General features: G+C 48.5%; 15 protein-coding genes. 4 read left to right on the top strand and 11 right to left on the bottom strand.

Going from position 1 to position 13,167, the window contains the following annotated elements:
- Positions 1-3: 3 nt before the first annotated feature.
- Positions 4-552: an RNA polymerase sigma factor gene (locus SE18_RS07340; protein ID WP_054533786.1), complete on the top strand. Its 549-nt coding sequence runs from the start codon at positions 4-6 to the stop codon at positions 550-552.
- Positions 549-1,364 carry a hypothetical protein gene (locus SE18_RS07335; protein WP_054533785.1) on the top strand — a complete coding sequence of 272 codons (816 nt, stop codon included), beginning with the start codon at positions 549-551 and terminating at the stop codon, positions 1,362-1,364. The genes SE18_RS07340 and SE18_RS07335 overlap by 4 nt, the downstream gene beginning before the upstream one ends.
- On the opposite strand, the gene SE18_RS07330 is transcribed toward SE18_RS07335, so the two are convergent.
- The 8 genes from SE18_RS07330 to SE18_RS07290 form a co-directional block, all read right to left on the bottom strand.
- Complete coding sequence (locus tag SE18_RS07330) at positions 1,361-2,182, bottom strand: nucleotidyltransferase domain-containing protein (protein ID WP_054533784.1); 822 nt, start codon at positions 2,180-2,182, stop codon at positions 1,361-1,363. The genes SE18_RS07335 and SE18_RS07330 overlap by 4 nt on opposite strands.
- A 60-nt stretch (positions 2,183-2,242) precedes the next feature.
- Entirely contained in the window at positions 2,243-2,578 is a 336-nt protein-coding gene (locus SE18_RS07325) for a hypothetical protein (RefSeq protein ID WP_054533783.1), read from the bottom strand.
- A 489-nt stretch (positions 2,579-3,067) separates the two neighbouring features.
- The gene (locus SE18_RS07320) at positions 3,068-3,520 is read right to left on the bottom strand and encodes a macro domain-containing protein (RefSeq protein WP_054533782.1); all 453 of its coding nucleotides are present in this window, start codon (positions 3,518-3,520) and stop codon (positions 3,068-3,070) included.
- A gap of 291 nt (positions 3,521-3,811) precedes the next feature.
- Entirely contained in the window at positions 3,812-4,195 is a 384-nt protein-coding gene (locus tag SE18_RS07310) for a VOC family protein (protein WP_054533780.1), read from the bottom strand.
- A 53-nt stretch (positions 4,196-4,248) separates the two neighbouring features.
- The gene (locus SE18_RS07305) at positions 4,249-5,625 is read right to left on the bottom strand and encodes a sensor histidine kinase (protein ID WP_054533779.1); all 1,377 of its coding nucleotides are present in this window, start codon (positions 5,623-5,625) and stop codon (positions 4,249-4,251) included.
- Positions 5,622-6,320: a response regulator gene (locus SE18_RS07300; protein WP_054533778.1), complete on the bottom strand. Its 699-nt coding sequence runs from the start codon at positions 6,318-6,320 to the stop codon at positions 5,622-5,624. Before SE18_RS07300 ends, SE18_RS07305 begins: the two co-directional genes overlap by 4 nt.
- Before the next feature lie 40 nt (positions 6,321-6,360).
- The gene (locus SE18_RS07295) at positions 6,361-6,690 is read right to left on the bottom strand and encodes a hypothetical protein (RefSeq protein ID WP_054533777.1); all 330 of its coding nucleotides are present in this window, start codon (positions 6,688-6,690) and stop codon (positions 6,361-6,363) included.
- Entirely contained in the window at positions 6,687-7,217 is a 531-nt protein-coding gene (locus SE18_RS07290; RefSeq protein WP_054533776.1) for a DUF4405 domain-containing protein, read from the bottom strand. Before SE18_RS07290 ends, SE18_RS07295 begins: the two co-directional genes overlap by 4 nt.
- 209 nt (positions 7,218-7,426) lie before the next feature.
- Between SE18_RS07290 and SE18_RS07285 the strand changes: the two genes are divergently transcribed.
- Positions 7,427-8,161 carry a DUF7873 family protein gene (locus tag SE18_RS07285; RefSeq protein WP_054533775.1) on the top strand — a complete coding sequence of 245 codons (735 nt, stop codon included), beginning with the start codon at positions 7,427-7,429 and terminating at the stop codon, positions 8,159-8,161.
- A 216-nt stretch (positions 8,162-8,377) separates the two neighbouring features.
- Positions 8,378-9,370 carry an ADP-ribosylglycohydrolase family protein gene (locus SE18_RS07280; protein ID WP_054533774.1) on the top strand — a complete coding sequence of 331 codons (993 nt, stop codon included), beginning with the start codon at positions 8,378-8,380 and terminating at the stop codon, positions 9,368-9,370.
- Positions 9,371-9,684: 314 nt separating this feature from the next.
- Here the strand turns inward: SE18_RS07280 and asnS are convergent, their stop codons facing one another.
- The 3 genes from asnS to SE18_RS07265 form a co-directional block, all read right to left on the bottom strand.
- Positions 9,685-11,028 carry an asparagine--tRNA ligase gene (asnS, locus tag SE18_RS07275; RefSeq protein WP_054533773.1) on the bottom strand — a complete coding sequence of 448 codons (1,344 nt, stop codon included), beginning with the start codon at positions 11,026-11,028 and terminating at the stop codon, positions 9,685-9,687.
- A gap of 101 nt (positions 11,029-11,129) precedes the next feature.
- Entirely contained in the window at positions 11,130-11,861 is a 732-nt protein-coding gene (locus tag SE18_RS07270; RefSeq protein ID WP_054533772.1) for a hypothetical protein, read from the bottom strand.
- 185 nt (positions 11,862-12,046) lie between these two features.
- Positions 12,047-13,096 carry a phosphotransferase enzyme family protein gene (locus SE18_RS07265; protein WP_054533771.1) on the bottom strand — a complete coding sequence of 350 codons (1,050 nt, stop codon included), beginning with the start codon at positions 13,094-13,096 and terminating at the stop codon, positions 12,047-12,049.
- Between the last annotated feature and the right edge of the window lie 71 nt (positions 13,097-13,167).

Below are 13,167 nucleotides of genomic sequence, written 5' to 3'. Positions count from 1 at the left end.
GTAATGATTAGGATTCAGCAACCAACGCTTGATACAAGCACAACCCAAATTGATTTTGGCGAACTGTACGCACAACATTACCCGGCAATTTATCGTTATATTGGCTATCGCGTACGCGACCCGAGCATCAGTGATGATCTCGTTGCCCATACCTTTGAACGGGCAATGACCCGGATCGAAACCTATCGGCCTGAGCGTGGCTCGCTCGGCGCGTGGATTTTTGGCATCGCCCGCCACTGTGTTGATAGCCATTTTCAGCGCCAACGTCGCCAACGTTGGCTCTCATTGGATTTTATTCGTGAGCATGCTGCCGATAATAGCGACTTGCTAGCCGATACTGTGCGCGGCGAAACCCATCAGCAACTGCACCAAGCCTTGGGCAAACTCAAAGCCCATGAACGCGATGTGATTGCCTTGAAATTTGGGGTGGGCCTCAACAATCGTCAAATTGCCGAAATTACCGGCCATAGCGAAAGCAATGTAGGCGTGATGCTTTATCGCAGCCTGCAACGCCTGCGCCAATGGTTGCCAAATACAGGATACGAACAATGATCGACAAGCAAATCCAGCAATTTAATGCTGATGTTGACCATTTGCTCAGCACTGGTCAACTACCATCGTCCGCTGACGCTGATCATCAAGCCCTACTTCAGCTAGCTCAACAGTTAGGCCAAATCGGTTTGCAGCCAAACAGCACGCAGCAGGCGGCTACCGCCAAACAAGTACAGCAGCTGCTTGGCAATCGCAAACCACTGTATGGAGGTTTTATGTTGAAATCGAAATTGCGCATCGGCTTAGCACTCGTTATGGCGCTCGTTGTGGCAACTGTGGCAGTACCGCCATTACGCAGCTATGCAAGCCAAATTTTGCACCAAATTGGTTGGTTGACCGTGAATAATGGGCCTACAAAAGCTGAACAAGTGTTCACAGCTACCGAGGAGCCACCAATTCCAAATCAGGCAACCGCTGCACCACCAGTGCTCAGCGATGCAAGCCCATTCGATGCTACTTACCTACCAGCAGGCTACGTCGCCACACCTGGCTACAGTGGACGCTACTATTTCAATGAAAGCGCAGCCGATTCAATCACTGTTTGGGTGCGCAGCCTTGAGGAGGGAAGCACCTTAAGCGTTGGCGCTGCCAGCACCACCCAAATTACGGTGCGCAATAAACCAGGTTTATATATCGAGCAAGCTCCGTTATATGTCAAAAATTCGGAAGGCCCAATCTATCAAGAAAATCTCGAAACGGTCTCGGTTAACTTAATTCTCTGGGAAGAAAACGGTCAAATTATCACCGTTGAGAGCTACAAACTTGATCAAACGACACTCTTGCAAGTTGCTGAGGGCTTGCAAGCCAACTAATCCAACAAAGCTGCTGTTGCTCGAATCAAGCGTTCTAACTCCTCTAAGGCTTGGGCAATTGATTCGGGCTGCTGCTGAAGCAGGCTAAATATCCGCGCAACCTGCTGATCATAGCCAGTTGGCACATGCTTAAATCCACCTGCCAGCGCAACCGATCCTTTTTCGTTCATCCAATATTGCTGATTGAGCGCAAAAAGTGTTTGGGTCAAGACCATAACCGACCGAAAGCAACAGCCTGCAATATACGCCGAATCACCGTGTTTCACTGCTTTGCGCGCATTAGCGAGGGCAAAATCAGCTTCCCAAAAACGCTCCAAGAATGCTGCTTGTAACGTAGGTGGGTAGGTGTGCAGCTGTTGCTTGAGGTTGGCCACGCTCGAATGGGGATCATACAAGGGCTCGCAAAGCGCCACTTCAGCCAGATAAATCGCCGAAACAAAGCCATGCGGATGGCCTGGCTGATAATCAATTGTCACTTGACCCGCTTGGCAAGCAGCCAGCACCTGCTCAACCTTGTTCAAATCGCGATAGAGCCAATCGACAGGCATAGCATGGATCGTCAACCAACCACCACCGTTAATCCACGGCCCCCAACCACCGATTTCGGTCAGCAGTTGCTCGCGCTGCAAATCATCAAGCGCCTGTGCATGGCTTTGCAAGGCCACAACATCCAAAGCGCTACGATAATAAATCCCAATATCATAATCCGATTCGGCGTGATGCGTGCCTCGTGCCCGCGAACCACCAAGCACCAAAGCCTCGACCCCAGCCACCGTCCGCAAGCGTTCCACCACCACATCAAGAATTTGTGCAGGCATAAATTGAGTGCTCCTTTTGCAAACGTTTATAGCACAAAAGCAGCACTCTCTCCATTAAACTTATTCCACATCCTGAAAATGGATTAAACGTGTACCCATGTCAGCTCGCCAGATTTGTGCCTCATCGCGCACAATTGTCAATGGAATTTGTAAATGCCCTTGAATAAATTCGATTCCACGCTGATTTAAACAACGAGCTTTATTACTATTACAATTTTCGACTAATGCCCAAGGAGCTAAACTCAGTTTATTATGGTTCCCATACGCACTCGCACCAACTAATTGATAGATTTGTGATTTTATAATCGTTCGAGGTGTACCATTATTCCATAAATACAGCAGAAAATCTTTATAATAACTAGCAAATGTTTCTTTTCGACGAGCTTGAGTAGTCATTACAATCAATCCTTTCATGGTTATATCAATTATCAAAAGCTATAATTATCAAGATTTGGAATAGCAAAACCGTTATATTTAAAGTATTCTTCCCACGCTGGAACTAACTGGTAGATCATATGAATATTTGTACAACGCTGGCAAGTATAGGCATAATTTTTATTAACGACCTTAACAAGCATTGGAATTGAGCAAAGAGTATATAGAGCACTAGGAATATGCTCAGGTCTGATTGCGCGGGGTTTGTCACAGCTTGTACAATTTTGAGTGATGAATCCGCCTTCACGACTAACAACAATGAGGCTGCGGCTAGCACAACAATGTGACGATTGAAGGCTATACAATAGCGACTTTGCCATCTTAATAATCCTTTCGTTAATCATCGTTAGTAGATTAGCTGCAATTAATCGTTAAATTTTGCCTGATCACCATTAAAATAAAAAACACGCCCAAGGCGTGCTTCCAATAAAGGTTTGTGGTTTGTTTTGGTTATTGCGGTGGGTACAATTGAACATGCACATTTGGCACGCGCTCAAAGGCCTTGATGATTAGTGGCTCAACGTCGGCCCAAGCTAAGCCGCCATAGCCACAGCCCAAAGCAGGCACCGCCAGCGAATCAAGCGAATACGCTGCCACTACAGTGATTAAGGCATCTAAGCCGCTCGCAATATCGGCCAAGCGCGATTGCTGCTTCCAATGTTGCTTTGTAGGGAAATTGATAATTGTAATTGGCTGCTCAGCGCTTGACTCAATAAACACAAACATCGAGCCAAGCTTCACCACTCCAGCCCGACAAGCGTTGACATAGGCTTGATAATTGGCAGGAAAGGCTTGGCGAAATTGGAGCGCCAAGCCCTTGCCCATTAATCCAACACAATTAACTGGGTTTACTAAGGCCGCAGTTTTAGCTGCTAATAAATTTCCTTGGCAATATTCAAGCATGGTAATGCTCACTTCTATCGTTCGCCACCCTTCCGTCCCTCCGCCGGAGGGAAACGCAGGGGGTTTTCATCCCCCTGCACCCCCTAAAATATATTTGGTGGATTATGAAGATCGTTCGATTTCCCCAGCATGCATATTCTTCGTGGCCTTCGTGTTCTTCGCGGTTCCAATCCCCAATCCCAATAACCGAAAATTCGCATTGTGGATTATGAAGATTGTTCGATTCCCCATAATGCACATGCTTCGTGTTCTTCGCGGCTCCAATCCCCAGCCCCCAACAGCCGATCCCCATTAGCTTTGATACATTTGAATCCAATTGCCACAAGTGTCATCGAAGATCGCAGCGCGGGTTGGCCCCATGTCGGTGGGTGGGCTACGAAATTCAACGCCCAAGCCCTGCATGCGCTTATATTCTGCATCAATATCTTTAACTGCTAAGCTCAAACAAGGGATGCCATCGGTTTTAAGCGCCGCTTGGTAGGCTTTAGCTGCCGGATGATTATTTGGTTCGAGCACAAGTTCAATTTCATCGGGCGCTTCGGGCGAAACGACGGTTAGCCATAAAAATTCGCCAACGGGCACTTCATACTTTTTGATAAATTCTAGATTTTCGGTGTAAAACTTCAAGGCCTTGGCTTGGTCATCGACAAATACGCTAGTCATCTTGATTTGCATAGTACTCACCCTTTACTATAAGAACATATGTTCTAAACAGTATACACGTGTTGTCAAGCAATTGGTAAGCTAATGCTAAAACTTGTTCCTTCGCCTACGGTCGATTCAACCTCGATTTGACCATCATGGGCTTCAACAATCGCTTTGACAATTGCCAAACCCAAGCCAGTCGAGGCTTGATCTTCACGTTGGCGCGAGCTATCGCCACGGTAGAAGCGGGCAAAAATATGCGGTACATCAGCAGCAGCAATGCCGCTGCCAGTATCGCGAATAATCAGTTGCACCTGTTGCGCTTGGCGCTTGGCAATCAGGCTAATGCTGCCCGCTTTGGTATGGCGCAAGGCATTATTAACCAAATTATTCAAGACCTGGGCCATGCGATCAGTATCAACCGCCACCGAGGGCAGGCCTTCCTCAGTTTCAAGCTTAAGCTCAAGTTGTTGGCGCTCAGCTTGGACAAACGCGCCCAAGACTGTGCGCTCCATCAATGCCGCTGGATCAACCAAACGTCGATTGAGCGAGAGTTCGCCAGCATCGGCCAACGAAAGTATCCGCAAATCGTCAACCAAGCGCTGAAGATGGGTCACTTCATCAAAAATTACAGTGTAGATCATCTCTGAGGGCTGCAAAACGCCATCGCGCAAGCCTTCTGCATAGCCGCGCAAAATGCTCAGCGGCGTGCGCAAATCGTGAGCAAGATCGGCAGTCATCTGCTTACGCAAATGGGTAGCTTTGCTCAAATCGGCACTCATATGATTAAACGAACGGGCCAAATCGCCAATTTCATCATTTGAACGCACCGCCACCTGTTGCTCCAAATGGCCAGCAGCCATGGCTTGGGTTGCCACCGTCAACTCGCGCAACGAGCGGGTTAGCCGCCGCGCCAAAAACGTTCCAACCAACAAGGCAACGCTGGTAGCAAAAATCGCACTGATCGTAATCGCCCACGTAATCCGTTGATCAAAGGCAAGCTGGCCCGGCGATGGCCCAGTTTTGGTCAGCATTTCGGGGCTGAAGGCAGGTGGTTGCACGCCTTGAATAATCCCAAACGCAATATAGCCCACAGTTTGATTGGCAACAGTCAACGGTTGGGTCGCATCCAAGATAGCTTGATCAACCGTCACGCCTGGAAGATACGGGCCATTAGCCAAAACCACCTTGCCATCACGGTCAAACAGGGTTGCGCTACGCCGATAAAAGGCCAAATCGGGCGCTTGATTGATCTCGCTTTCTAGGCCATCCCAGCTGGCATGGCTCACATAATAATTGGTCACGGCAGTGATCAAGGCCGTTTGATCGCGCTCAGAGATGAAACGATCAAATTCGTTGCGCGCACTTTGGCGGGCCAACAAGGCCACGACCAAGGCCCCAATCAAGCCAACGCCCAAGAAGGCAATGGTTAATTTCCAAGTCAATGAACGGAGTATCATGCTTCAGGCCGTTTCGGGCGGGCAAAGCGATAGCCAACCCCATAGACAGTTTCGATATAGCGCGGGTTTTTCGGGTCGGGCTCGATTTTGCTGCGCAAATTGCGAATATGCACATCAATTGTGCGTTCGTAGCCCTCATACGCCTGCCCCGACGTGCGATCAAGCAAATCTAAGCGTGAAAATACATGGCCAGGCGAGGCCATTAATGTCGCCAAAATTTCAAATTCCGAGGGCGTAAGGTCGACTATTTGCTCGCCAACCAGCAAAGTACAAGCAGAGCGCTCGAGCACAATCTCGCCGATGCGCAGCATATCGGCTTGGGTTGGCGCTTTATAGCTTCGGCGCAAAACCGCTCGCACCCGTGCCATAACTTCGCGAGCATTAAATGGCTTGGTAATATAATCATCAGCACCCAGTTCCAAACCAATAATTTTATCGTGGTCTTCAATTTTGGCAGTTAATAAAATAATTGGCGTTTCTGCTTCTTTATTCCAAGCACGCATAAAATCAAGCCCGCCAAGCTCGGGCATCATAATATCAAGCAAAATTAAATCGGGCTTAACCTCACGCGCCACATATAATCCTTCACGACCGTTTTTGGCCTCAAAAACGTTAAAGCCTTCATTTTGCAAATAACTGCGGAGTAATTCACGCAGCTTTGCTTCATCATCGATGACTAAAATTGTTTGAGCCATTGGGCGTTTCCAATCTCCCGCAACGGGTGCAAACAAGCAGCTAGAGCCAAACAAGATCGCGACGGCGACGCAACCGGCGCATACCAAACGCCACCAACGCAATAATAATTGCCATGATAGCAGCATTGCGAATGATATGGACAAAACCACCTTCATGATGATCGCCACCACGCTCGCGGCCAGCAAATTCAGGTCGGGCTGTGTTAGTCGATTGATCAGTTGTTGATTGTTCAGCCTCAAGCGTCAATTGGCGTTCAGGCCGCCCAGCAGCAAAGCCAGCTGCCGCGCTACTTGGCACCAAGGCCACCAAACCGCCAATTACCAAGGCCGCAGCCAGCGCGATAATAACGATGCGTCCCAATAATTTCATGATGATTGCTCCTTGGTAGCTAATTGAGTGGCTGGCTTGTGCAGACGTTTGGCAATTGGCTGAAGCAGATAGCGCTTTGAGCTGCGCACAATCCAATCCCAATGCAACGCCAAATGCAAGCCTATCAGCACTACGCCTACATTGGAAGCAAGCCCGTGCAGGCTGCGCCACGTCATATTGATGGGTAATTCCAGGCCCAACAAGGGCACAACCGTTTTGGAGATCATCACGCCAGTAAACATGATGATCGTCAGATCAATAAACAGGCCAATATTTAACATGTAATTAATTCGTTGTTGCCATGCCACGTTGCCAAAAAGCTTCTTCGTGATCGCCACAATCCATTGCCAGTGCAAGAGCAAGTGCACCACCACCATTACTAACAAACCCATGCTGAGCCATTCATGAATTGGCTCGCCAGTGGCGTTGGGTGCGGTTGCGAGTAAAAAGCTCATTCCGATCACGAGATCGACGAGATAGTTTGTTTTACTTCGATTGCCAGTTTTGGCCTTAGTTGCCGTCTGCATACGCTCGTCCTTTGATGGTTAAGGTTGTTCAAATCGCTGAAGCTAGTTTAGAAAATAATTGTTCAAAGATTATGAAGAACTCGCCAACAATCTATTGGGATTAAGCCCAACGACGGATTCCAATCGGTCTGAGGGCTATGGCTCAAGCGCAGGCACATCGGCTATACTGCCAGCAGATTCAAATTCATCAATAGTTGAAGGATTGCAGAATGGCTAAATTAAATCAAATCATCGCGGTCGAAAAAGGGGTCAAAAGCCGTTCATTTTCCGAGCTGACCGAAGCTCATCAAGCATTGCAAAAACAAGCGCTCTTGGCAGGGATTAGCCGCACCTATCGACCAAAAGATGAAGAAGGTGAACAATTACCGCCAGAATCGACCAAAGTTCAAATGCGGGCTGAAGAAATTATTCGCCAAACGAGCACAATTTTAACGCGTTTATTTGATGTTACTGCAACCAAAGATTGGACCAATTGCCTTGCCAAAGCCGATGTTGTGGTTGATGGCCAAACCTTGCTCAGCGATGTACCAGTTGCTTATTTGCTCTTTTTAGAAAAACAATTAGTTGATTTGCAAACCTTTGTGCGTAAATTACCAACCCTTGATGCAGCCGAAAGCTGGAATCTTGATCAATCAACCGATACATGGGCAACCGAGCCAGTACAAACCGTGCGCACCAAGAAAATCCCCCGTAACCATGTTAAGGCTGAAGCAACCGAAAAGCACCCAGCTCAAGTTGAAGTGTATTATGAAGATGTGATTGTTGGCTATTGGCGCACGATTAAATTCTCAGGTGCATTACCAGCTCGCCGCGTTAACGAATTGCTCGAACGAATTAGCAAATTACAACAAGCAGTCAAATTCGCTCGCGAAGAAGCCAATAATACTGAAGCAGTTGAACAAAAAGTTGGCGAACGTTTCTTGAGCTATTTGTTTGGGGCATAGAACAGAGAGCAAAGAACAGAGAGCAAAGAACATAGAACAGAGAGCCTAGGGGAATTTAACGCAGAGGCGCAGAGAACTAAATTTCACACGAAGGCTTGAAACCACGAAGAGCACGAAGAGCACGAAGTAAGGCTATCGGCTTTTGACTTTTGATTTCATCCTTCATTCTCTGCGCCTCTGCGTTAAAACTTAATCCTTGTGATAATTGGAATTATGATGCAACAAGCAACAATTCCGTGGCAACTCTATGCGGCATGCTTGGTTGGTGCAGCAATTGGCGATGCCCTCGGCGCAACTTTAGAATTTCAGCGCCCAGGCAGCTTCGCACCAATCAGCGACATGTTTGGTGGTGGTGTATTCAATTTGGCTCCTGGCCAATGGACAGACGACACCGCCATGCTACTCTGCCTTGCTGAAAGTTTAATCGAATCCAAAGGCTTTGATCCAGTGGATCAAATGCAGCGCTATCGGCGTTGGCTCAAAGCAGGCCATTTAAGCAGCACTGGCGGCTATATCGATAGCGGGCGCACCATTCGCGAGGCGATTAACTATTTTATTCAAACGGGTGATGCCTATGCTGGTGACCAAGATCGTTGGTCGGCGGGCAATGGCTCGTTGATGCGGATTGCACCAATTGCGCTTGCTTATGTCAATAATCCCCAATTGGCTGATAGCTACGCAGCGGCTAGCTCACGCACCACCCATGGCAATCAAATTGCGATCGATGCCTGTCGCTATTTCACTGGCTTGATTATTGGCGCATTACAAGGCGTGCCGAAAACGCAGCTTTTAGCAGCCAACTATCATCCATTGCCCAATTATTGGCAGCAGCATGCGCTTAGCCCTGAGATTGCCGAATTCGCTGCTGGTTCATTCCGTGAGCGCCAACCACCAGCAATCGAGGCCTTGGGCTACGTGCCACGCACGCTTGAAGCAGCATTATGGGCGTTTTATCACAGCACTTCATTTGAGCAAGGCTGTTTATTGGCAGTTAATTTGGGCAACGATGCTGATACAACCGGAGCAATTTATGGCCAGCTAGCAGGCGCCTACTATGGTGAGGTTGTGTTGCACTCGCCCTGGGCCAAGCAACTTGCGCTTAAACAAACAATTGCTACATTTGCGGTTAAATTGTATCTCTTGGCAAGGGGTCAGGGGCCAGTTATGATCCACGAAGGACACGAAGAGCACGAAGGTATGAGGGATTAGGGTTTAGGGAACCACGAAGGACACGAAGAGCACGAAGCACATGAATGAAGATTATTTTAGCCACGAATTACACGAATTACACGAATAAACATTATTTTAGCCATAGATTTATTGGATTATCATCCAAAAGCCCATAGCCCTCAGCTATACGTTCTCTGCGCCTCTGCGTTAATCAACTGATCCACGAAGGACACGAAGAGCACGAAGGATGAGGGGCTAGGATTAAAGTATAGTTTTAATGCCTAGCCCCTGAATCCTGACCCCTCTGCTTCAAAATCCCCCATCTCCGACCCCCAACAACCGATCCCCAAGTCTTACGGATAAATCCGATAGAGTTGACGTGGGAATGGAATGGCTTCGCGGATATGACGCGTGCCAGCAAGCCAAGCAACACAACGCTCGATGCCCATACCAAAGCCAGAGTGCGGTACACTACCGTAACGTCGCAAATCTAAATACCATTGGTAATCGGCGACATCAAGGCCATGCTCACGAATACGGGCTTCGAGCAACTCTGCATCGTGAATCCGTTGCGAACCACCGATAATCTCGCCATAGCCTTCGGGCGCGATCAAGTCGGCGCAGCGCACCACTTCGGGGCGGCCTTCAGCTGGTTGCATATAGAAGGCTTTAACCTTGGTTGGATAGTTGTAGATAAACAAGGGCTTATCAAACAAGCTGGCCAAGTAGGTTTCGTGAGGCGCGCCAAAGTCGTCGCCCCATTCCAAGGGCGCTAATGGTGCATTATCGGGAGCGACCGTTGCTCCAGCAGCCACGCCTTCTTTGATCTTTTCGATTGCTTCGTCGTAGCTGATGCGGGGGAATGGTGGCACAATATTTTCGAGCTTCGAGGTATCGCGCTCTAAAATTTTGAGATCATCCTCACAGCGATCAAGCACGCGCTGAACGATATAGGAAACAAAGTTTTCTTGTAGTTCCATATTATCGTCTTGGTCGGCGAAGGCAAATTCTGGCTCGATCATCCAAAATTCGGTGAGGTGACGGCGGGTTTTCGATTTTTCAGCCCGAAAGGTTGGGCCAAAACAATAGACCCGTCCAAAGGTAGCCATGCCCGATTCAACATAGAGCTGGCCGGTTTGCGCCAAATAGGCATTGCCCAAATCAAAATATTCAGTTGCAAACAAATCGCTGGTGCCTTCAGCGGCGGTTGCCGTCAGAATCGGCGAATCGTAGCGCACAAAATGCTCGCTATTCAAATATTCTTGGGCAGCGGCAATGACTTGAGCGCGAATGCGCAGCAAGGCATGTTGTTTGGCCGAGCGCACCCACAAGTGGCGATGCTCCATCAAAAATTGGGTGCCATGCTCTTTGGGAGTAATTGGGTAATTTTGGGTTAGATGCACAATTTCAATATCAGTCACATCTAATTCAAAGCCCAAGCTTGAGCGTTCGTCGGCGCGCAACGTGCCATGAATATAGCACGACGATTCTTGAGTTAATTCCTTGGCGCGAGCGAACACCTCTTCGCTGACGTTCTTTTTAAACACCACACATTGAATGGTGGCGGTACCATCGCGTAATTGAATAAAAACCAACTTGCCTTTTTCGGTTTTGTTATAGACCCAACCAGCAAGTTTTACCGCTTCGCCAACGTGGTCGGCGCTATCGCGGATATACATCGAGGGCAGCAGTGCCATAGATGCTCCTTCCAACAAAACAACACGATGGCGATGCACCAAGGCACCGCCATGTTTCTCGCAATAATACCATGTACTGCCGCAAGCCAATACGTGATGGGTTATGTCGATAGTTCGTCATGATCAAGTATTGCCAACTCTTCGGCGCTGGGGGTTTGCGAAACAACTTTGCCGAAAATTTCGCGCTCTTTATTATCGCGAATCATAAATGCGCGTTTGCGAGCTTCTTCTTCGCCATACTTGCGCACCGACACCGAAGTCCGATGAATTTCATTCGGGCGCGGACACCAAGTTATTTCATAAACATCACGCAGATAGACTTCACCTTTGCGATTGCGATCCTTGCGGCGCACTCTGGTCACGCCAATTTTGCCAGTCGCATTGCGGCGACTAACCGTAACCACCGGGCGATCAGTCCGTGGCTTGCCCAACTCGCGTTCGGCCTCGTCACGAAAATCCAAAGCAGCAGCCAAAGCGCCTTCGCGACCATCGTAGAGCATATCACTGAAGAACTTAACTCGTTGTTGGCCTTTGTAGAACACCCGCACATACCAGCCATGTGTCCGTTTGATCTCACGATCTATCCGGCTGATACCCTTGTAATGCACATCAGGGTCAACCGTTTCAATGTGGGGGCGCCCTCGTTCGCGCTTAATTGAATCGCGATACTCTAAAGCATTGCGCAGCGCATTACCAGAGCCATTGAACGCATTGTCGCTGAAAAACTTGCTGAACAATTCACCATCGATCCTCACCCGCACCCACCAACCATACGAATTGGCCTCGACGTTCTCAATCCGTCGGATGTTTTTGTACTTTTGTTGTGTTGCCATATGCATCCTTGTCCGTTGGTGTAAACCTCTACTCAGTAACCCTTCTCTCATGGTTAGGAAGAGGTAAAACGTAGCACGATTATAACGCGAAAATCGCTTATTGAATCTATGCAGTTGGCCCTATCTACATGGGTAGCTTTTGGATAACCGCAGTTGGTATATAGCTGCCTAGCAACTATGGGCAGTTAGCGGGCAAGTGGGGGATGGAGATAAATTGTTCTAATCCTTGTGGTGAAAGTTTCGATCACCTCATGGACATCGCTGGCAAAAAGTGGATCGTAGGTTGCATGACCGACATACCATTGTAGCACGTTGGTACAGCGAGCAGCAATAATTACATCAAGCAGCTTGGAGGTGGCTTCGTCCCATTGTTGAAGCTGACAATAGCCCTGCAAAAAGTTCTGCCAAATACCATCCCACTGAGGGGTGATCCGCCAACGGCCCACTGCAATCGCCACATCATACAGCCAATAGCCAAAGCCACAATCATCAAAGTCAATCGCACGTGCTGCACCATCGGCAAATAAAATATTGCCCCAATGTGGATCAGCATGAATCAAGCCATAAACATCGCGACCTTTGCCAAGCATCCGTTCAACTTCAGCAAAATCATCCATGGTTTGTTGTAAAAGTTGATGATGTTGGGCCGGAATCGCCGCCCAAACTGTGGCATGATCAGCGCCATTGCTCACATTAGCCCCAAATTGGCCTTCCCAATCCCAACTGCGGCGCTGAAAATCGCGCGGCAAAACCCAGTTTTGGGCATGCTGGTGCAACTGGCCAACGAGCAGCCCTAGTTGTTGGCAATGGGCTGGCGTAGGATTATTGATTTGCAAACGGCCATCAAGCCATTCCATCAACGAGCAATTATAACGATGGGGAATTTCGGCAATCTGCACGCTTTGCACATAATGACCATCTAAGCCAGCAACTGGCAAGGGCACTGGCAACTTAGCTTCTTCAGCCAAGGCTTTGAGCCATTGCAACTCAGAATTAATTTCGGCAGCGCTGTTGTAGTTGATGCCATGTAAGCGCAGCAAATAATAGCCAGTTCGATAAAACCCAGTCTGCGAGCCATCTCCTGCCGCAGTTTTGACCCGATAGGTGGTATTTTCGCCATGATTAATAAATGTTAGTTGTTCGGCTTTGATGCCAAACGCAGCCAAGGCTGCCTCGGCCAAGCGTCGCCGCCGCTGGTGCTGACCGCGCTCAGTCAATTGATCAAATGCTTTCATTGCCAAAGACTCCCGTCTAGCATAACCAAGCAAGTCTAGCCGATTGGACTAGCGCTGCACTCCATCGCAAG

It is taken from the genome of Herpetosiphon geysericola, assembly GCF_001306135.1.
Taxonomy (GTDB): domain Bacteria; phylum Chloroflexota; class Chloroflexia; order Chloroflexales; family Herpetosiphonaceae; genus Herpetosiphon; species Herpetosiphon geysericola.
The sequence above is the reverse complement of the archived record's forward strand: the minus strand, read 5'-3'. Positions and strand labels throughout refer to the sequence as shown.